Annotated in this window: 19 protein-coding genes; 18 read left to right on the top strand and 1 reads right to left on the bottom strand. The window is 40.9% G+C overall.

The genetic code is table 11. The annotated features are described in order from the left end of the window. Nucleotides 1-4 precede the first annotated feature (4 nt). The 12 genes from bamA (at nt 5) to BuS5_RS15285 (ending at nt 12945) form a co-directional block, all read left to right on the top strand. Nucleotides 5-2656, top strand: a complete 2652-nt coding sequence (gene bamA, locus BuS5_RS15340; RefSeq protein ID WP_035265914.1) for an outer membrane protein assembly factor BamA — start codon at nt 5-7, stop codon at nt 2654-2656. A 22-nt stretch (nt 2657-2678) separates the two neighbouring features. After that, a complete protein-coding gene (locus tag BuS5_RS15335) occupies nt 2679-3224 on the top strand; it encodes an OmpH family outer membrane protein (RefSeq protein WP_035265915.1) in 546 nt (181 codons plus the stop codon). Next, nucleotides 3225-4265, top strand: coding sequence for a UDP-3-O-(3-hydroxymyristoyl)glucosamine N-acyltransferase (lpxD, locus tag BuS5_RS15330; protein WP_027354550.1), 1041 nt, complete (start codon nt 3225-3227; stop codon nt 4263-4265). A gap of 14 nt (nt 4266-4279) precedes the next feature. Beyond that, on the top strand, nt 4280-4726 hold the full coding sequence (fabZ, locus tag BuS5_RS15325) for a 3-hydroxyacyl-ACP dehydratase FabZ (protein WP_027354551.1): 447 nt from the start codon (nt 4280-4282) through the stop codon (nt 4724-4726). After that, a complete protein-coding gene (gene lpxA, locus BuS5_RS15320; protein ID WP_027354552.1) occupies nt 4723-5493 on the top strand; it encodes an acyl-ACP--UDP-N-acetylglucosamine O-acyltransferase in 771 nt (256 codons plus the stop codon). The genes fabZ and lpxA overlap by 4 nt, the downstream gene beginning before the upstream one ends. After that, complete coding sequence (locus tag BuS5_RS15315) at nt 5493-6299, top strand: LpxI family protein (protein ID WP_027354553.1); 807 nt, start codon at nt 5493-5495, stop codon at nt 6297-6299. The genes lpxA and BuS5_RS15315 overlap by 1 nt, the downstream gene beginning before the upstream one ends. Then, entirely contained in the window at nt 6296-7255 is a 960-nt protein-coding gene (locus tag BuS5_RS15310; RefSeq protein ID WP_027354554.1) for a Gfo/Idh/MocA family protein, read from the top strand. The genes BuS5_RS15315 and BuS5_RS15310 overlap by 4 nt, the downstream gene beginning before the upstream one ends. 37 nt (nt 7256-7292) lie before the next feature. Beyond that, the gene (lpxB, locus tag BuS5_RS15305) at nt 7293-8393 is read left to right on the top strand and encodes a lipid-A-disaccharide synthase (protein WP_198012289.1); all 1101 of its coding nucleotides are present in this window, start codon (nt 7293-7295) and stop codon (nt 8391-8393) included. Between the two features lie 131 nt (nt 8394-8524). Beyond that, nucleotides 8525-9205, top strand: coding sequence for a lysophospholipid acyltransferase family protein (locus BuS5_RS15300; protein ID WP_051375016.1), 681 nt, complete (start codon nt 8525-8527; stop codon nt 9203-9205). An 11-nt stretch (nt 9206-9216) separates the two neighbouring features. Beyond that, nucleotides 9217-10974, top strand: coding sequence for an ABC transporter ATP-binding protein (locus BuS5_RS15295; RefSeq protein WP_027354556.1), 1758 nt, complete (start codon nt 9217-9219; stop codon nt 10972-10974). Between the two features lie 42 nt (nt 10975-11016). Beyond that, entirely contained in the window at nt 11017-11538 is a 522-nt protein-coding gene (locus BuS5_RS15290; RefSeq protein WP_027354557.1) for a hydantoinase B/oxoprolinase family protein, read from the top strand. A 42-nt stretch (nt 11539-11580) separates the two neighbouring features. Beyond that, nucleotides 11581-12945, top strand: coding sequence for a CCA tRNA nucleotidyltransferase (locus BuS5_RS15285; protein WP_027354558.1), 1365 nt, complete (start codon nt 11581-11583; stop codon nt 12943-12945). 375 nt (nt 12946-13320) lie between these two features. Here the strand turns inward: BuS5_RS15285 and BuS5_RS15280 are convergent, their stop codons facing one another. Continuing rightward, nucleotides 13321-14268, bottom strand: coding sequence for an IS1 family transposase (locus tag BuS5_RS15280; protein ID WP_274427791.1), 948 nt, complete (start codon nt 14266-14268; stop codon nt 13321-13323). Between the two features lie 355 nt (nt 14269-14623). On the opposite strand from BuS5_RS15280, the gene rfbC reads away from it, so the two are divergent. The 6 genes from rfbC to BuS5_RS15250 are packed head-to-tail and all read left to right on the top strand — an operon-like array spanning nt 14624 to nt 18398. Further along, complete coding sequence (rfbC, locus tag BuS5_RS15275) at nt 14624-15037, top strand: dTDP-4-dehydrorhamnose 3,5-epimerase (RefSeq protein ID WP_157487431.1); 414 nt, start codon at nt 14624-14626, stop codon at nt 15035-15037. Next, nucleotides 15037-15528, top strand: coding sequence for a class I SAM-dependent methyltransferase (locus tag BuS5_RS15270; protein WP_198012284.1), 492 nt, complete (start codon nt 15037-15039; stop codon nt 15526-15528). The genes rfbC and BuS5_RS15270 overlap by 1 nt, the downstream gene beginning before the upstream one ends. Before the next feature lie 26 nt (nt 15529-15554). Next, entirely contained in the window at nt 15555-16262 is a 708-nt protein-coding gene (locus BuS5_RS15265; protein WP_232223088.1) for a methyltransferase C-terminal domain-containing protein, read from the top strand. A 37-nt stretch (nt 16263-16299) separates the two neighbouring features. Continuing rightward, a complete protein-coding gene (locus BuS5_RS15260) occupies nt 16300-16755 on the top strand; it encodes a hypothetical protein (RefSeq protein WP_027354497.1) in 456 nt (151 codons plus the stop codon). Next, on the top strand, nt 16748-17323 hold the full coding sequence (locus tag BuS5_RS15255) for a hypothetical protein (RefSeq protein WP_027354498.1): 576 nt from the start codon (nt 16748-16750) through the stop codon (nt 17321-17323). Before BuS5_RS15260 ends, BuS5_RS15255 begins: the two co-directional genes overlap by 8 nt. Next, on the top strand, nt 17256-18398 hold the full coding sequence (locus BuS5_RS15250) for a DegT/DnrJ/EryC1/StrS family aminotransferase (protein WP_198012285.1): 1143 nt from the start codon (nt 17256-17258) through the stop codon (nt 18396-18398). The genes BuS5_RS15255 and BuS5_RS15250 overlap by 68 nt, the downstream gene beginning before the upstream one ends. Nucleotides 18399-18427: the final 29 nt, after the last annotated feature.

Here is an 18427-nt window from a genome sequence, read left to right as displayed (position 1 = left end):
TTTTATGATAAAGCAGCTTGCTTTAATAGTCATCGTAATTATCTGCTTTTCTGCCGCCACCTCATATTCCGTGGAATCGGTTCGTGTTGCTGTTCTTCCTTTTGAAATTGAAGCCGGTGAAGAACTTTTATATTTAACCAGTGAAATTTCTAAAGTAATAAGTGCCCATCTTAAACAGGATGGCGCTATTATGATAGAACCGGATGTTAAGCCCGGAGCCATAGATTATTCCCCTGGAGATGATTTTGATCTCATAGATGAAATAAGAAAAGCAGGCATAAAATACGGAGCCGATTTTGTGGTCTGGGGAAGTTTTACAGGCTCGGATCAAAAGTTCTCCCTATCCGCAAAAATGATGGATTTATACGGTGAAACGCCTTTAAGCAGTTTTTCCGCAGGGGGAGAAGGCATAGAAAACCTGCCCGTAACAGTCGAAAAGCTTGCCGGCGATATCAGCCTGAAACTGTTTAAAAAAGAAAAAGTCGCCCAGGTACTCGTAAAAGGCAACGAGCGCATAGAAACAGATGCCGTAAAAAGAGTAATTGCCACTAAACCCGGTGATATATATCTTACCAAAAGTCTGACAAAAGACCTGAGGACTATTTATGCGATGGGATATTTTGAAGATATTCGCATAGAATCCGAAGAAAGTGCTGATGGAAAAATTATAATATTCAATTTAAAAGAAAAACCGACTGTTAAAAAAATTACTATTACCGGCAACCTGGTTTTTAAAGATGAGAAGATAAAGGAAAATTTGAGCCTGAAAATCGGTTCTATCCTGAACATTTTTCAAATCCGTAGCGACATAGCCAGAGTTGAGGTGCTTTACAAGGAAAAGCATTATTACAACGTTAAAATAACATATAAAATTCATCCTTTGAAACAAAACCAGGCCGAGCTGGAATTAATAGTAGACGAGGGCAAAAAAGTATTAATCAGAAAAATTACATTCCAGGGAAATGACATATATAAAGCAAAGCAATTAAAAAAAATAATCAAAACCAAAAAAAAAGGATTTTTTTCATTCTTAACAGGTTCAGGTAACATTGACGAGAATCAGCTGGAACAGGACGTTGCCAGGCTTCAGAGTTTTTATCATAACAATGGATATATCCAGGCCAGGGTCGGAGAGCCTCTTGTAACATTTGAAGAGGATGGTATTTATATCATATTCAAAATCAATGAAGGCTTGCGGTTTAAAGTTGGGAAAGTTGATATGGATGGAGATCTCATACTGCCAAAAGAGAAACTCATCGCGGTTTTAAAAATTACTCAAGAGACATATTATAACCGCAGTGTGATACGCGATGATATATTGGCATTAACAGATATCTATAACGACGCAGGTTATGCTTATGCAGAAATATCACCCCGAATTAGCAAAAATATGGATGAATTGATCGTCAATATCACATTTATTGTAGAAAAGGGGCAACTCGTCTATTTTGAAAGGATCAATATTACCGGCAATAATAAAACCAGGGACAAGGTAATACGCCGTGAACTGCCGGTCGTTGAGCGAGGTCTTTACAGTGGAAATCGGCTGAAACGTGGTATCCGCAACCTGAAAAGGCTGGAGTATTTTGAAGAAGTTAAAGTAAATACGGAAAAAGGAAGCGACAACGACCTGATGATCCTTGACATCAATGTCTCGGAAAAGCCGACTGGTTCCTTTACTTTTGGCGGAGGCTTCAGTACCGTAGAAAATGTTTTTGCAACCGGCTCCATTACCCAAAGAAATTTTTTAGGCAAGGGCCAGCGTCTGTCTATGGAAGCGCAGTTTGGTTCAAGGACCACCGCCTTTATCTTAAATTTTACCGAGCCGTGGCTTTTTGATATACCCTTGTCGGCCGGTATAGATCTATATAATTGGGAAAAAAACTATGATACATACGATACAGATACCCAAGGCGGCGGATTCACAATAAGTTATCCCATCTTCGATTTTACCCGGGCTTCATTTGGTTATTCTTTCAGTCTTGTAGATATCCAGGATTTAGAATATGATGCCTCGGATTCCCTGTGGGACCTTCAAGGGAAAAATACTACCAGCAGCGTAAGCATAGGCATTAAATACGATTCAAGGGACAGTACCTTTAACCCCCAGGAAGGAGCCGAGAATGGTGTCAAGATACAGTACGCTGGGCTGGGAGGAAATATCGGATTTACAAAAGTCAGCCTTGAAACAGGGTGGTATATACCGGGATTCTGGAAAGTTATATACTTTTTACATGGTAAATCCGGTTTTGTATGGAGAAATACCGGGGGAGATTTGCCGGACTATGAGCGTTTTTATCTAGGCGGAATCAATTCCCTGCGAGGTTTTGACTGGGAGGACTTAAGCCCCAAAACAACGAATTCTTTTGGTCAAGAGTCGGAAATAGGTGGTACTAAATTTGTGCAGTTCAATTTTGAGCTTCGCTTCCCTTTATTCGGCAATGCCGGAATTATCGGGCTGCTCTTTTTTGACACAGGCGATTTATATGATAACGGCGAACCTATCCGGCTGGGCAGTTTACGTAAAAGCGCCGGTTTCGGTTTCAGATGGAACTCTCCCATGGGCCCGATACGTATAGAATACGGAAAAGTAATCCACCCCAAAGAGGGTGAAAGCAGCGGAGGCTTTGAATTCTCGATGGGTTCAGCCTTCTAAATTAATTAACGGAGGATTTACTATGCAAAACAGGATAATAATTTTCGTAAGTTTTCTTTTCTTCTTTCTTGCCGTTTCTTCTGAAGCTGCCGATGTGGCCAAGATTGGTGTAGTCGATTTTCAAAAAATTATCCAAAACTCAAGCGCCGGCAAAGCAGCTCAAGCCAAGATCAATGAGAAGGGCAAAAAAATGGAGAAAACCCTTAAAACAAAAGGCGCTGAAATCGAGGAAATGAAAAAAAAATTCGATCGTGAAAGCCTTGTAATGAGTAAGGAGGTGCGCGATGAAAAAGAACGGGAATTCAGAATAAAAGTAAATGACTTCAAATCGCTTGAAAAAAAATACAAAACAGAACTTAATGAAACCAACAGCAAGCTTGTTTTGAAGATTCAGAAAGATATTGTTAAGCTTGCAAAGGATATAGGAAAAAAAGAAGGGTACCTTCTTATAGTTGAAAAAAATACTGCCGGTGTTTTATATTCACCTGATTCAATTGAAATAACAGATAAAATAATAAAAATATACAACGATCAAACCGCCAAAGAAAACATTAAAAAAAGTAAATAAATGAAAATATCTATCAAAGATATAGCCGGATTAATAGGCGGCGAAATCCAGGGTGATCCTTCAAAAATTATTTGTGGAGCAGCCCCCTTTGAAAACGCACAAACTAACGAAATAACATTTGCCGGTAATCCTAAGCTTTTAAAAAAGATTGACCAGACCCGTGCGGGGGCTGTCATTGTCCCCAAAAAATTTCAGGCATCGGAAAAAGAACTTGTTTTGGTAGATAATCCCAATGTTGCATTTACCAAAATACTATCGCTTTTTTATCCTCCTTCCAATCCCGGTTATTTTACCAAAAACAACAAAGGGATCAGTGCGGATGCACGGATAGGAGAAAATTTGAAATGCGGCCTTGACACATTGATAGGCCCTTTTGCCGTTATAGGAAAAAACGTTACTTTAGGAGACAGGGTCATCCTGCACCCAGGCGTAGTTATAGGTGATGATGTTACCATCGGCGATGATGTCAAAATTTATCCGAATGTAACTATTTATGATCGCTGCAGAATTGGCAGCAGGATCATAATCCATGCCGGCTCTATAATAGGGAGTGATGGATTCGGTTTTGCCCCTGACGGCGTAAAGTATCATAAAATTACCCATACCGGCATTGCCAGAATAGAAGATGACGTGGAAATAGGCGCCGGCAACACTATCGACCGCGGTACTTTTGGAGAAACGCTAATAAAACAGGGGGTTAAAACCGATAATATGGTTCATATCGCCCATAATGTCGTTATCGGTGAAAATTCTGTTATAGTTGCCCAGGTTGGAATATCAGGGAGCACAACCATAGGTAAAAACGCCATTCTGGCCGGACAGGCCGGTCTGGCCGGACATCTGAAAATTGGAGATAATGTAACCATCGGTCCCAAGGCCGGAATAGCAAAACCGGTGCCTGATGGTTCTATTGTATCGGGAGCGCCTGAAATGCCTCACAGGCTGTGGTTAAAGGTTCACAATATACTACCAAAATTGCCGGAACTGAAAAAGAAGCTGATTGATATTGAAAAGAGACTCAAAAAGATTGAGAAAAACTGACGGTGGAGAAAAAAATGGATGAAACATATGATATTCTGGAAATTATGAATTCACTCCCGCATAGGTATCCCTTTCTGCTCGTTGACAGAATCCTTGAACTCGAAAAAGGAAAGACAATCAAGGCATTAAAAAATGTGACCATAAATGAACCTTTTTTCCAGGGTCATTTTCCCGTGGAGCCTATCATGCCGGGCGTGCTGATATTAGAAGCCATGGCCCAGGCAGGGGGAGTACTCGGTCTCAAATCCACCTCAAAAGAAAAAGGTCAAATGCTTATGTATTTCATGGGGGTCGACAAGGTAAAATTCAGGAAACCGGTTCTCCCCGGGGATCAGTTGATATTAGATGTGGAAATTCTGCGTCAAAGAAAAACGACCTTCAGGATGAAAGGATTTGCAAGCGTAAACAATAAAATAGCGGCGGAAGCCGAGCTTTTAGCCACTTTGGGATACAAAAAATGATACATGCAACAGCAATTATCGACTCAAAAACGAAAATCGGTTTAAACGTAACAATAGGTCCATATTCCATTATAAAAGAAAATGTTATCATCGGTGCGGGAACCATTATAGGTCCCCACGTTGTTATAGATTCATACACGGAAATAGGTTCTGACTGCCGTATCTTTCAGTATGCGTCTATAGGAGCAGAGCCCCAGGCCCTGAAATTTGAAGGAGAAGAGACCTGGGTAAAGATCGGCCGCGGAACAGTTGTGCGCGAATTTGTAACTATAAACCGCGGCACAGGCTTTGGCGGCGGCATTACTGAAGTAGGAGAAGAAAATTTTATTATGGCATATGCCCATGTGGCGCATGACTGCAAAACCGGCAGAAATGTTGTTATGGCCAATGTAGCCACCCTGGCAGGCCATATAACCATAGGCGATTATGTCACAATCGGAGGTCTGGCTGCAATACACCAGTTTGTAAAAATAGGTGATTATGCCTATATCAGCGGCACGTCTGCGATAACCAAGGATATACCTCCATATGTAATAGTAGGCGGCGACAGGGCAAAGCTGTATGGCTTCAATAAAATCGGGCTGAAACGTCATGGGTTTTCTGAAGAGACATTGGGAATAATGAAAAAGGCATACCAAATGACATTCCGCCAGGGTTTTCCTTTAAAAGAAGCCATTGAGAAGGTTCTGGTTGAAGTGGAACAAATTCCTGAAGTTGTCAGGTTCATCGATTTCATCAAATCATCCGAGCGTGGTATTACCAGGTAATGAAAATAGGAATTATTGCGGGGAGCGGTCAGTTTCCAATCATCTTTTCAAAAGCTGCCAAGGCAAAAGGATATTCCGTTTATGCTGCAGCTTATCTAAAAGAGGCTGATCCGGTCCTGGAAGAGCTTGTGGACGGAATTGAGTGGCTCCACCTGGGACAGATTAAACGGCTTATAAAATTTTTTAAAAAAAACAGCGTCCGGGAAGCCGTTATTATCGGCGCTATCAGAAAAACCAGGATTTTTACAGACGTACGGCCCGACACAAAAGCTATTTCAATTATTGCCCGCATGAAACATACCCATGATGACGGAATTTTGAGCGCTTTTGCGGAAGCAATTGAAAAAGAAGGCATAAAGATTCGTCCCTCCACATTTCTTATCCCTGAACTATTAGCGGAGGCCGGTATCTGGACAAGGCGGAAACCATCCAAAACCGAAAAAAAAGATATTGAAATAGGATGGAAGATAGCAAAAGAGATCGGCAGGTTCGACATAGGGCAATGCGTTGTTGTGGCCGCCGGTTCCATTATGGCAGTGGAGGCTGTTGACGGAACTGATGCCACAATAAAAAGAGGCGGTGAATTAGGAAAGGGAGATGCTGTAGTAGTAAAGGTTTGCAAGCCTTATCAGGACACCAGGTTCGATGTCCCGGCCATTGGCGCCCAAACAATAGAAACCATGCATGCCGCCGGAGCAAAAACCCTTGTAATAGAGGCCGGCAAGGCGATTGTGTTTGACAAGCAAGAGATGGTTGATTTTGCCAACCAGTACAAGATTTCAATAATCGCCATGGAGAAAAAATGAAAAAACTGCGAATAGGTGTTGTCGGGGTGGGGTATCTCGGCAAGTTTCATACAGAAAAATATGCAAACATGGAAAACGTCGACCTTGTTGGTGTGGTTGATATTGACAAATCCAGAGCCGATAATATAGCGGCCGAATTTAATACCCTCTCATTTTTGAACCATAAAGATCTTGTGAATAAAATTGATGCCGCCAGCATTGTGGCTTCAACACCGGAGCACTATAAGGTTGCAAAGGATTTCCTTGAAAACGGCATTGATGTGATGATTGAAAAACCTATCACAACATCTATTGCGGATGCGGACAGACTTATTGATTTAGCTGAAGAAAAAGGACTTATTATACAGGTCGGTCATCTGGAACGTTTTAATCCGGCAGTAGTTGCCTTGCGCAACATTATAAAAAAACCGATGTTTATTGAATCACATCGCCTCAGTTTTTACAAGGAACGGGGTATAGATGTCAGCGTTGTGCTGGACCTCATGATTCATGATATAGATTTAATATCCAACTTTGTCAGATCGGAAATAAAGTCGATTCATGCATCCGGTGTGCCTGTTATTTCAGAGCATGTGGATATTGCGAACGCACGCCTGGAATTTAAAAATGGATGTGTTGCCAATATTACGGCCAGCAGAATTTCAATAAAAAATGAGCGAAAAATAAGGCTTTTTCAAAAAGATGCGTATATTTCGGTTGATTTTTCAAATTATAAAATTACCATTATCAGGAAAACCGGCTCTAATAAAAAAGGACTGATACCAGGTATGGAAGTTGAAAATATATCATTCCAGCAGGGGGATGCCTTGAATGATGAACTGATTTCCTTTGTTAAATCCGTCCAAAATCGAACCTCCCCGGAAGTAACCGGTGAAATGGGCCGTGATGCTTTAAAAATAGCGATATCCACTATGCAGCAGATAAAAAATGCAAATAGCAAGCTCTTAAATCTATAAATTTATGGCTCCCACATCCAACCAGAAAAAAAATATTATGATAATAGCCGGTGAGGCTTCGGGGGATCATCACGGAGCAAGGCTTGTTAACGCCATGGAAATGGAAAAGAATAATCTTGTTTTCTGTGGCATCGGCGGCAAATCCATGAAAAAAGCCGGCGTAAAAATCCTGGTGGATGCCGCAGAACTTTCGGTGGTGGGAATAACAGAGGTTTTTGCTAAATTCCCCACTATTTTTAAAGCTCTTGCTGTTGCAAAACGCCTCCTGAAAAGTTTAAATCCTGATCTTCTGATATTGATAGATTATCCTGATTTTAATCTGCGTGTTGCAGTGGCTGCAAAAAAAATGCGCATCCCCGTGCTTTATTATATCAGCCCGCAGATCTGGGCATGGAGACAGGGACGTGTAAAAAAAATCGGAAAGATAATAGACCATATGGCAGTTATCCTGCCGTTTGAGGAAATTTTTTACACGGAACATGACATACCTGTTACATTTGTAGGCCACCCACTGCTCGATTCATCAAAAACTTTTTGTAAAGTTGAAAAATCGGGGCAGCAAATAATTGGACTTCTTCCAGGATCACGGAACAGTGAGATTACAAAGCTTTTACCGGTCATGCTTGAATCTGCTGTTCTGCTGCAGGAAAACTTTGGTGATATCAAGTTTATTCTTTCAGTTGCCCCAACAGTCAATAAACAGTATGTTGAGGAAGCAACCGAAAAATTCAGCAGTATCATCAACCTGGAACTCAACGCCGGCCCTGTTGTAAAGGTGCTTGAACAAAGCCGCCTTGTTATAACAGCATCCGGAACCGTTACCCTGGAGACTGCTATTGCAGGCATTCCTATGATAATAGTATATAAAGTATCACCTGTAAGTTTCATGCTTGGCAAATTGATGATAAAGGTTGATAATATCGGCTTGGTAAACCTTATTGCCGGAAAAACCCTGGTTCCCGAACTGATACAGAATGAAGCATCTCCTCAAAATATTACCGCAACAGCCTGCCGCATGCTTAATGATCCAATCTTGATGGAAGATATCCGTAACGAACTACTTAAAATAAAAAATATACTCGGAGGTCCTGGAGCTTCCCTGGAAGTGGCTAAAATAGCTCTTAATATGCTTTCGTGAACACCAGGTTTCTTTAACCGCAGAGGACGCAGAGAAACTGCGTGAAGTTTAATGTAATATCTCAGCGTTCTCCGCGGTTAAATTCAGTCTGTAGGGTGGATTAAGCGAAGCGAATCCACCGAAACTAAAAAATGAAAACTGCCATTAAAAACTATATATCAGAAATAAAATGGAAGCTGACGGGTATTCTTGGTAGAATACTTATTGATCTACTTTGTGCAACTACAACAATTAAGTCGGATGGTTTAAAAAAAGTTGCACCGATCCTAGGTTCCGGTAAATTGATTTTTGCTTTCTGGCATTCAAGGATTCTTCTCATAAGTTATCTCTTGAAAGGATGGAATGGAGCAATCCTTGTCAGCAGATCAAAAGACGGTGAAATTATAGCGAGAATACTGCAAAACCAGGGGCATGAAACTATTCGCGGTTCTACTTCCAAGGGAGGCTTGCGAGCCCTTGCAAAACAGATTAAACTCCTGAAAGAACATACAAGACCGGGAGGGGTTATACCGGACGGCCCCAGGGGACCACGGCAAAAGGTTCAGCCTGGTGTCATCATGCTTGCCAAAAAGACAGGATACCCTATTGTTCCAATTAGTTATAGCGCCAAAAAAATCAAGATTTTCTCCAGTTGGGACAGGTTTATAGTGCCGTACCCGTTTACCAGATGCACAATAATATTCGGTGATCCTATCTATATCCCTGGAGATATAAACAAAAACAGCTATGGATTATTTATCAATAAACTTGAAAAAGAACTCTGTCGTATAACAGATGAAGCCGACGGGTCATTTAACCATTTAATAACATGAAATAATTTTTAATGAAGCAAATAGACAAAACCATAATAAAAGCCCGTAACAAACATTTGTATAAACTCGTTAAGGGGAGCTGGGTAAAGCTGCTTATCGCGATGATATGCATGCTGATCCAGGCCGGGGCCACTTCTTCTATACCATTTTTAATAAAACCGGTGGTTGACGATATCTTTATAAACAAAGACACAGCCATGCTCAAGCTGATCCCCCTGGCTGTTATCCTGGTTTACTTTATCTTGGGGTCTGCCATGTACGGCCAGCAATACTTTATGAATTATGTAGGGCAGGATATAATCAGGCGCCTGAGGAATTCTATTTACAGCAAAATTTCCGAACTGCCAATCTCCTTTTTTCATAAAGAAACAACCGGAGTGCTGATGTCACGCATAACAAATGATGTCAATATCATCAGGGCTATGGTTTCGACTGCTGTTACAGGAGCATTGAGAGATGTCTTTACTATTATAGGATTGACATCTGTTATTTTTTACAGGGACTGGGAAATGGCTACATTTGCCATCATAATAATTCCCGTAGCCTTTTTTCCGATTGTAAAAATAGGAAAAATGGTGCGGAAAATAAGCACAGGTACCCAGGAGGCCGTTGGCGAACTTAATTCTTTTTTGCACGAGACATTCACGGGAAATATCATAGTAAAAGCATTCGGCATGGAAAACTATGAAAACAGCCGTTTTAGGGAGATGACAAAAGGTCTGTTTAAACTTGAGTTAAAATCCGTCAAAGCTAAAGAGCTGGCATCCCCTGTCATGGAATTTTTAGGAGGCCTAGGGGTTGCCTGCGTTATCTGGTATGGCGGTTCACAGGTTATTGCAGGTGATTCGACGCCCGGCACTTTTTTTTCATTTATGGGCGCTGTGCTTATGCTGTACGGTCCAGTTAAAAAATTAAGTAAACTCAACAATGTTTTGCAGGCTGGTCTTGCCGGAGCAGACCGGGTTTTTGAAATCATTGAAAAAAAGACGGATATTAAGGAGATCAAAAATCCTGTCATCATCAAGCCGGGATCGCATGATGTATCATTCATAGATGTTTCTTTTAAATATGGCGATGTAACGGCTCTGGAAAATATCAATCTGACTGCCCGTGCAGGAGAAGTCATCGCCCTTGTGGGTATGAGCGGAGGAGGCAAAACATCCCTGGTAAACCTTATACCAAGGTTTTACGACGTATGGAAAGGGGCGTTGCTTATTGACGGAACCGATGTCAGAAACGCGTCGATTGCTTCTCTCCGTGAACAGATCGCCATAGTAACCCAGTCCCCGATTCTTTTTAACGATACTATCAGGAACAACATTGCTTACGGCAATCATGATGCTTCGGGAGAAGATATAGAAAAAGCGGCCAGAGCGGCTTATGCATACGATTTTATACAGCATCTGCCAAAAAAATTTGATACCTCCATCGGTGAATTGGGAAGCCGTCTTTCAGGGGGAGAAAGACAAAGAATATGTATTGCCCGCGCCCTGCTAAAAGATGCGCCCATCCTTATCCTGGACGAGGCCACCTCCTCCCTTGACACCGAATCCGAAATGCTTGTCCAAAAAGCTTTGGAAAATCTTATGAAAGGCCGCACAACCTTTGTTATTGCCCACAGACTCTCCACCATAAGTTATGCGGACAGGATAGTTGTAATTGTAAACGGCCGGATCATGGAGGAAGGCACACATAAAGAGCTGATTGCAAAACAGGGGGAATACTACAAACTATATAATATGCAGTTTAATAATGGCTCTAACCCTTGAAAACCAATCCCATACTTTTAAAAGATGAGATGATAATATTGAATGATCCCTTTCATGGGGGGGACTCATCTTCCTGATATAACTATGATTGCCCCGGTATTTTTTGAGGATGAGCCTCTCTTTAGACCCTTTACATATTATGAAACCATTGGCGGAGGCATGGGCGCCGGTAAAAATTATTGCGGTGAATCTGCTGTCCATTCCCATATGACCAATACGCTGAATACCCCTGTTGAGGCTCTTGAATATAGTTATCCTCTTCTTGTAACTGAGTATTCCATTAGAAAAAATTCCGGGGGAAGAGGACTTTTTAACGGGGGAGACGGAATAATAAGGGAACTTAAGTTGCTTTCGGATGCTGAAGTGACCGTTATATCTGAAAGAAGAATAAGGCCTCCTTATGGTTTAAGTGGCGGCGGTCCTGGAAAAAAAGGAAAAAATATTATTATTAAAGACGGTCAATTTGAAAACCGGCCGGGTAAATTTTATGAAAACCTGAAAGAGAATGATATAATCAGGATTGAAACCCCTGGAGGTGGAGGATATGGAAAGTGCGCGGCTTGAGTAGTGAGAAATGCAGCTTGAAAACAAAGGTCGCGCGTTAAGATGATCAGGCTGAATCGGAATATTTTTCCTGCTGTGGAAGGAATTTATGTTGTAGGAGGAGCCATAAGGGACGAACTTTTAGGGCGTAAGCCTGCGGATTATGATATTGCCTGTGCGGTGGATACGGAAAAAACAGCGCTGCAGATAGCTGCAAATACCAACGGCGTCCTGGTTAAAATTGGAAAGCCGGGGCAGTTTATATTCAGAGTTGTATCAGGTAAAAATATATTTGATCTTGCGGATCTTAACGGCCAAACCATTGAAGAAGACCTGGAACAGCGTGATTTCACCATCAATGCCATGGCATATTCCATATCAGGCGGCGACATTATAGATTGTACCGGCGGGCTTAAGGATCTTGAGAAAAAAAATATACGAATGGTATCAAAAGAAGCTTTTAAAAAAGATCCCTTACGGCTGCTCAGGGCATTCAGAATAGGCGCGGCCTTTAATTTTAAAATCGAGCCGGCAACCTTAAAGGAAATCGAGAATAATGCAGGCCTTATAGTAAATTCCGCAGGGGAACGGGTCAGGGTTGAATTACTCAAATTAATGGATGCTTTGAAATCATATCAGTATATTTCAGAAATGGCGGATACTGGACTTTTGCTTGTAATTTTTCCCGAACTTGGCCGGTTACGCGGATGCGAACAGAACAGATACCATATTTATGATGTTTTTGAGCATACCATGAGTTCGTTTTATCATCTCGAAATGCTCATAAATGCTGCAGATAGCCTGAATATTACAAGATCTGCACGTAACGCCCTGTTTGCTGATAAAAAAAAAATTGCTCTATTAAAACTGGCTATCCTGCTGCATGATACAGGAAAACCTGCATCCCGGACAATAGACAAGAAGGGAGATTATCATTTTTACGGTCATGCCGCTGCAGGCGCCGACATGTCGAAAAAAATCTGCGACAGATTGAAGATGTCGTCCCGCGAAAAGTGTTTTATAGATTTTATTATCCGTAATCATTTAAGGCCCCTGTCTTTATTCACCTTGCACCTGGAAACGAAACTCACCCGCAAAGCCGTAACACGGTTTTTTAGAAAATGCCGCGATTATTCACCTTATATTTTGTTGCATTCGATCGCCGACTCCCAGGCAAAAGGAGACAAAAGTGACGATGCCTTTAAAAATTTTATTACAGATTTGATGGATGATTATTTTGCCGTGTTTAAAATTTTGAAAAGAAAACCGCCCCTTATAACAGGCCATGACCTTATTAACGAGTTCGGAATAAAGCCGTCTCCTTTATTCCGTAAAGTTCTAAATTATGTGGAAGATGCAAGATTATCAAAAGAGATATCCGACAAAGCCTCTGCTTTAAGACTTGCGGAGGAATTTATAGACCGATAACGCACCCAAAATTTTTATATTCAGACCTCGGTATTTGAGTTCGACAATGTTTTTATAAATTTTACCACTAACTTATTGAATTAATTTAAACAAAACGATGGCATAAAAATTGCCGTGTCCAATTTTTATACAGCTTTACACTATAGCTTTAATTATAAATATATTCAGATTATTAGATGTCATAGCGTCTAATTAATATTGATAAAAGTACGAGGTCTGTATATTAAAGTCTATGGGTGAGATCGGGCAGGTAGTCCCTACAAAACAATGCAGGTTCGAAAAATCAGCTACTTACAAGGTATTGGGACTGTAATGAGATATCTCCAGTTTAGTGGAGAATTCGTAAGTCCCATCTGCATTGCCGGTGTATTATGGTTATACTTTTTTTATAAATTTCTCGTTTTCATTGTTAATTCGTATTCGTAAGCTCTTATGAAATTGTATGTAATTATAGTTGAATAAGTTAATCCACATTACATTACTAAAATTCAGCTTGTTCTTGCAATATCCCAGGGTTTTTCTCTGAAGATAGAAGATATGTTGCCTTAGGGTAAGGTTCAGTCTCTCAATAAATGAGGTGTTTTGGCTTTTTCCGGGGAAATCTTTTACAGTACCTTTTACAAAATATTTTTTAACTGTTACAAGCCGACGCTTTATTCGGCGCTTAACAATTTGCAGGTAAGCATAAGGAATTTCAGACATAATGTTTTCGAGTGCATTTTTGTAAGCCGCTAATTTATCTGTAGCGACCTTTAATATATTATCTTTTCCCCATTTGCCCAACTTTTTAATGCCCTTTACTAAACGGTTTGCAGTGTAAGTTGTTCTTGAACCCAACTCGAAACCGATCCAGAATTTTGTTGTTGATTCAAGAGCGATAAAAACCCATAATTGTTGACTTTTATTTTTAAGGTAAGACCATAGTTCATCCATCTGGAGAAATACAATGGTAAGTCCGATAGTAAAACAAAGAAATAGGTGAAATTGCTGGCCTTTTTGTCCAATAGCTTTTTGCCGTTGTTCAATTGTCCTTCGATCTTTTTGAAGTACATCGGCAATTGCATCAGTGCCAAGGCCGTAAGAGTTTAGCTTTGCCGTTTGCTCATATTCTTTAAAACTGCCATGCTTTCCAAAAAGATCGGAATATCCTGTTTCTGAGAATCTATGTTTGCCACCATTGCAGTAAAACATTTGTCTTGGCTCAAAATCGGATTTTGTTATGTAAACTCCATCCTTGGTGATTTTGTTCTCGGTTGATTGATAACATTTGCAGCTTTTCCTGGGACAAAAAAGTGTTAGGGCTGTATTTGCTGTATTTTGCATGGTTGCGATCCTTTGAATAGAGTTTTAACCGTGCTCTACAAAATATATTGCTTTTAAAGGGTGTTGCAAAGTAAAAAAACTTTGATAATAAAATCAATTAGTTAACCTAGAAAAACCCCATTTTTCCATTATGGCGTAACTATTTGTTTTAACTACCGATAATAGCAATCTTTGCAACATCCTTTTTTAGTCTATAGCAATCTTAATTTTTAGTAAAAATCTTTTTTATTCATGTTTTCAGAGACACTTTTTAATCACCTACATTGTTTTGTAGGGACTACCCCGTGGATTATTCGCCCGTGTATTTTGCCAGAACGAACTTGAGAGCATTCTGAATGGCGAAAGCATTGTTTAAATCAATCACTCTCTAACGCATCAAAAAGGTGCTATTCGGGGGATGCACTTCCAGCGGCCTCCCATGGCTGAGATCAAGATGGTCAGATGTATTTGTGGGTCAGTCTTTGATGTGATTATTGATCTAAGGAAAGGCTCACCTTCTTTTTTAAAATGGCATGGAGAAATATTGTCTTCTGAAAACATGAAAATGATGTATATTCCCGAAGGTTTTGCGCATAGGTTCCAAACCCTCCAGCCCAATAGTGAATTACTGTATCTCCACACGGAATTTTACAGCCCGGAGCATGAAGATGGTGTTTGCTATAATGATCCCAAAATCGGAATAAAATGGCCTTTGGAAGTTACAGAAATATCCGATAAGGATAAAAGCTATCCTTTTCTGACTCAAGATTTTGGAGGAATTCAACTCTAATGAAATGCCGATTTTGCCACCATGAATTGATCCATGTATTTATTAATCTGATCAATGCTCCAGCATCCAACTCTTTTTTGACCAAAGATCAATTGAACGAACCTGAAGTCTTTTATCCGATAGAACTCTATGTCTGTGACAAATGTTTTCTGGTGCAGACGGGCGAATACAAAAAATCCGGCGAAATATTTAACCGGGAGTATGCCTATTTTTCCTCTTTTTCCACGTCCTGGCTTGAACATGCAAAAAAATATGTAGATATGATTACAGGCAGGCTGGAGTTAAGCACGGCATCTCATGTGATGGAAATCGCCTCAAATGACGGATACTTGTTGCAATATTTTTTGGAAAAACAGATCCCTTGTCTTGGGATTGAACCGAGTGCCAACACTGCTCAGGCGGCCAGAGAAAAAGGAATTGAGACATTAGAGGAATTTTTTAGTGCTGACCTTGCGGAAAGACTCGTGCAAGAAGAAAAAAAGCTGATTTAATTATTGGAAACAATGTTCTGGCCCATGTGCCGGATATAAACGATTTTGTTGCCGGCCTCAAGATCGCTTTGAAAAATGATGGTGTTATAACCATGGAGTTTCCTCATTTGATGCGTCTTATCGAAGAGAATCAGTTTGACACCATATATCACGAGCACTTTTCATACCTTTCATTTCATACAGTATGCAGAATTTTTGCAAGGCACGGCCTGGCCATCTTTGACGTGGAGGAGCTTCCAACCCATGGTGGTTCATTGAGGATCTATGCCAGACATGATAATGACAATTCAAAACCTGTAACGCCAAATGTTGTTGAACTGTTGGAAAAAGAGGCGGCAAGAGAGATGCTTACCTTAGATTATTATCTTAATTTTCAGCAAAAGGTGGATAAGGTTAAGTATGCGCTTGTTTCATTTCTTATGGAGCAGAAAAAAGCGGGGAAGAAGGTTGCTGCTTACGGAGCGGCGGCCAAAGGGAATACTCTTTTAAATTACTGCGGTGTTAAAAAAGATTTGATTGAATTTGTAGTTGATGCTCTTCCTCATAAACAGAGCATGTTTTTGCCAGGGAGCCATATTCCCGTGGTAAAGGAAGATGAAATTAAAAAACTCAAGCCGGATTATGTGCTTATACTGCCGTGGAATATTAAAGATGAGATAATGGAGCAATTAAGTTATATCAGAGACTGGTGCGGGCGATTTGTTGTGGCTGTCCCGAATTTAAAAATGGTGTAATGCAGTTCAGGCAGAAAATAATAATAAGGGGGATGCTGTGAATAACCTTGAAGAATTTTTCACACAAAAGAGGTTGAAGCATGAGGATCAGATCAAGAAAGTTGACTGGGAGGCAAGAAGAAAAAAATGGATTGCTGCCTTGAACCAACTCTATGAAATGATAGAAACATATCTTCAACCTTCCGTTAAGAACGGTCTGGTCAAGATTGTTTATGAAGATAAGATAATTATCGAGGAAAATATAGGCACATATACTGTAAGGAAAATGAAGCTCTGGGCAGGAACTGAGCAGGTGGTTTTTGATCCAAAGGGAACAATTCTAATTGGTTCCTTTGGAAGGGTCGATATGACAGGCGATGAAGGTGCTATTATGATTGTGCTCATTGAATGGGATTCGTGGAAATTGGCTGTCAGAACTCCCAGAATGAAACATTGGCCTCTTACAGAAGATTCTTTTTCCGATGCTCTGAAACAGGTTATGCGAAATGAATAAAATAGCTTTTTCAGGCGAGAATGTAAGTATTTCTTATATATGGGAATGGTATCAGACAAGTGAGAAAGCAATGCGCAGGGAGAAAAAACGCATAATAGATGCTTTTTTTGCTGATAGCGACGTTGAGGATTTTTTTGTTGGTATGACCAGGGAAGATGTTGACAGTTACTTTGAAGAACATAAGAGAGAATTGGATTTTCTGGTATGCTTTGATATTATTTCTGCTTCAGAGGCATGTCTGCGATTGGATTATCTGAGCCGTGTATATGAGAAGCTTAAAGATCCTGTGAGTCGAAAATTCCGGGTGCTGTACAAGCAGTCAGGCTCAAGAATTCGTTTGAGTGAAGATATATTGGATGCTTGGTTAGAAGAATACCCTTCTTGCAAATCTGTGATAGGCCAATTCAGAGGATCGCTTCATTTGAGGGACTGGCTGGCACATGGAAGATATTGGGTGCCGAAAAAGATAGGGCGGAAATATACGCCTGTGGATGTGTTTGATGTCGCAGACCGGTTGTTTGAGAATTTGCCTGCTGAATTTGAGTGGTTTGCAAAAGAAAATGGATAAAATTTACTACACTAAACCCAGCATAACCGAGCTTGAAATCCGCTATGCTGCTGATGCCGCAGTAAACGGCTGGGGTGAGAAGTGCTATGATTATATCTATCGGTTTGAAAATCTATTTAAAAAACACCTGGACGTAAAATATGCAATTGCTACGTCGAGTTGTACAGGCGCATTGCACATGGGTTTGGCTGCGCTTGGCATTGATGCTGGAGATGAGGTAATACTGGCAGATACTAATTGGATCGCTTCTGCTGCGCCGATTACCTACCTCGGAGCCAAGCCTGTCTTTGTGGATGTATTGCCTGACACCTGGTGTATTGATCCCCAAAAAGCAGAGGTGGCCATTACACCCAAAACCAAAGCAATTATTGCCGTGCATCTCTATGGAAATCTTTGCGAGATGGATGCGTTACTTGATATCGGCCATCGCCATAGCATACCGATCATCGAAGACGCGGCAGAGGCAATTGGGTCCATCTATCATGGCAAACGTGCCGGCAGTATGGGCGTTTTCGGCACCTTCTCCTTTCACGGTACCAAAACTCTCACTACCGGTGAAGGAGGCATGTTCGTCACCAATGATGATGCTATCTACGAAAAAGTCCTTACCTTCAGCAACCATGGCCGGAGCAGGAGTCAGACAAAGCAGTTTTGGCCGGACATGATCGGCTTCAAATACAAGATGTCCAACATCCAGGCAGCCATCGGTTGTGGGCAAATGGAGAGGATTGATGACCTCATTGCTGGCAAGCGGCGAATTTTTGCTTACTACGCCGAACACTTTCGTAATCTACCGTTGAAGATGAATCCTGAACCGGTGGGTATGACAAACGGCTATTGGATGCCCACCATTGTTGTCGATGAGGGGATGCCTTTCAATCGCGAAAATTTGCTCACTGCTTTTAAGGCGGATAATATTGATGGCCGCGTATTTTTCTGGCCGTTGAGCATGCTGTCTATGTTTGAGGCGAAACCAGAGAATTTTGTGGGCTATGGGCTGTATGAACGAGCTATTAATTTGCCCACTTATCATGACCTGTGCGGGATGTTTTGGGACAGCAAGGTAATGTGCTGATTATTTTATTGAAAAGTGTTGTTTTTCCG

The organism is Desulfosarcina sp. BuS5 (assembly GCF_028752835.1).
In the GTDB taxonomy this organism is placed as follows: Bacteria; Desulfobacterota; Desulfobacteria; order Desulfobacterales; family BuS5; genus BuS5.
The sequence above is the reverse complement of the archived record's forward strand: the minus strand, read 5'-3'. Positions and strand labels throughout refer to the sequence as shown.

What these genes read in the sequence shown, in the direction of transcription:
- bamA (WP_035265914.1), top strand. Translation starts at nt 5, where the DNA reads ATGATAAAGCAGCTTGCTTTAATAGTCATCGTAATTATCTGCTTTTCT.
- BuS5_RS15335 (WP_035265915.1), top strand. Translation starts at nt 2,679, where the DNA reads ATGCAAAACAGGATAATAATTTTCGTAAGTTTTCTTTTCTTCTTTCTT.
- lpxD (WP_027354550.1), top strand. Translation starts at nt 3,225, where the DNA reads ATGAAAATATCTATCAAAGATATAGCCGGATTAATAGGCGGCGAAATC.
- fabZ (WP_027354551.1), top strand. Translation starts at nt 4,280, where the DNA reads ATGGATGAAACATATGATATTCTGGAAATTATGAATTCACTCCCGCAT.
- lpxA (WP_027354552.1), top strand. Translation starts at nt 4,723, where the DNA reads ATGATACATGCAACAGCAATTATCGACTCAAAAACGAAAATCGGTTTA.
- BuS5_RS15315 (WP_027354553.1), top strand. Translation starts at nt 5,493, where the DNA reads ATGAAAATAGGAATTATTGCGGGGAGCGGTCAGTTTCCAATCATCTTT.
- BuS5_RS15310 (WP_027354554.1), top strand. Translation starts at nt 6,296, where the DNA reads ATGAAAAAACTGCGAATAGGTGTTGTCGGGGTGGGGTATCTCGGCAAG.
- lpxB (WP_198012289.1), top strand. Translation starts at nt 7,293, where the DNA reads ATGATAATAGCCGGTGAGGCTTCGGGGGATCATCACGGAGCAAGGCTT.
- BuS5_RS15300 (WP_051375016.1), top strand. Translation starts at nt 8,525, where the DNA reads ATGAAAACTGCCATTAAAAACTATATATCAGAAATAAAATGGAAGCTG.
- BuS5_RS15295 (WP_027354556.1), top strand. Translation starts at nt 9,217, where the DNA reads ATGAAGCAAATAGACAAAACCATAATAAAAGCCCGTAACAAACATTTG.
- BuS5_RS15290 (WP_027354557.1), top strand. Translation starts at nt 11,017, where the DNA reads ATGATCCCTTTCATGGGGGGGACTCATCTTCCTGATATAACTATGATT.
- BuS5_RS15285 (WP_027354558.1), top strand. Translation starts at nt 11,581, where the DNA reads ATGATCAGGCTGAATCGGAATATTTTTCCTGCTGTGGAAGGAATTTAT.
- BuS5_RS15280 (WP_274427791.1), bottom strand. Translation starts at nt 14,268, where the DNA reads ATGCAAAATACAGCAAATACAGCCCTAACACTTTTTTGTCCCAGGAAA.
- BuS5_RS15270 (WP_198012284.1), top strand. Translation starts at nt 15,037, where the DNA reads ATGAAATGCCGATTTTGCCACCATGAATTGATCCATGTATTTATTAAT.
- BuS5_RS15255 (WP_027354498.1), top strand. Translation starts at nt 16,748, where the DNA reads ATGAATAAAATAGCTTTTTCAGGCGAGAATGTAAGTATTTCTTATATA.
- BuS5_RS15250 (WP_198012285.1), top strand. Translation starts at nt 17,256, where the DNA reads ATGTCGCAGACCGGTTGTTTGAGAATTTGCCTGCTGAATTTGAGTGGT.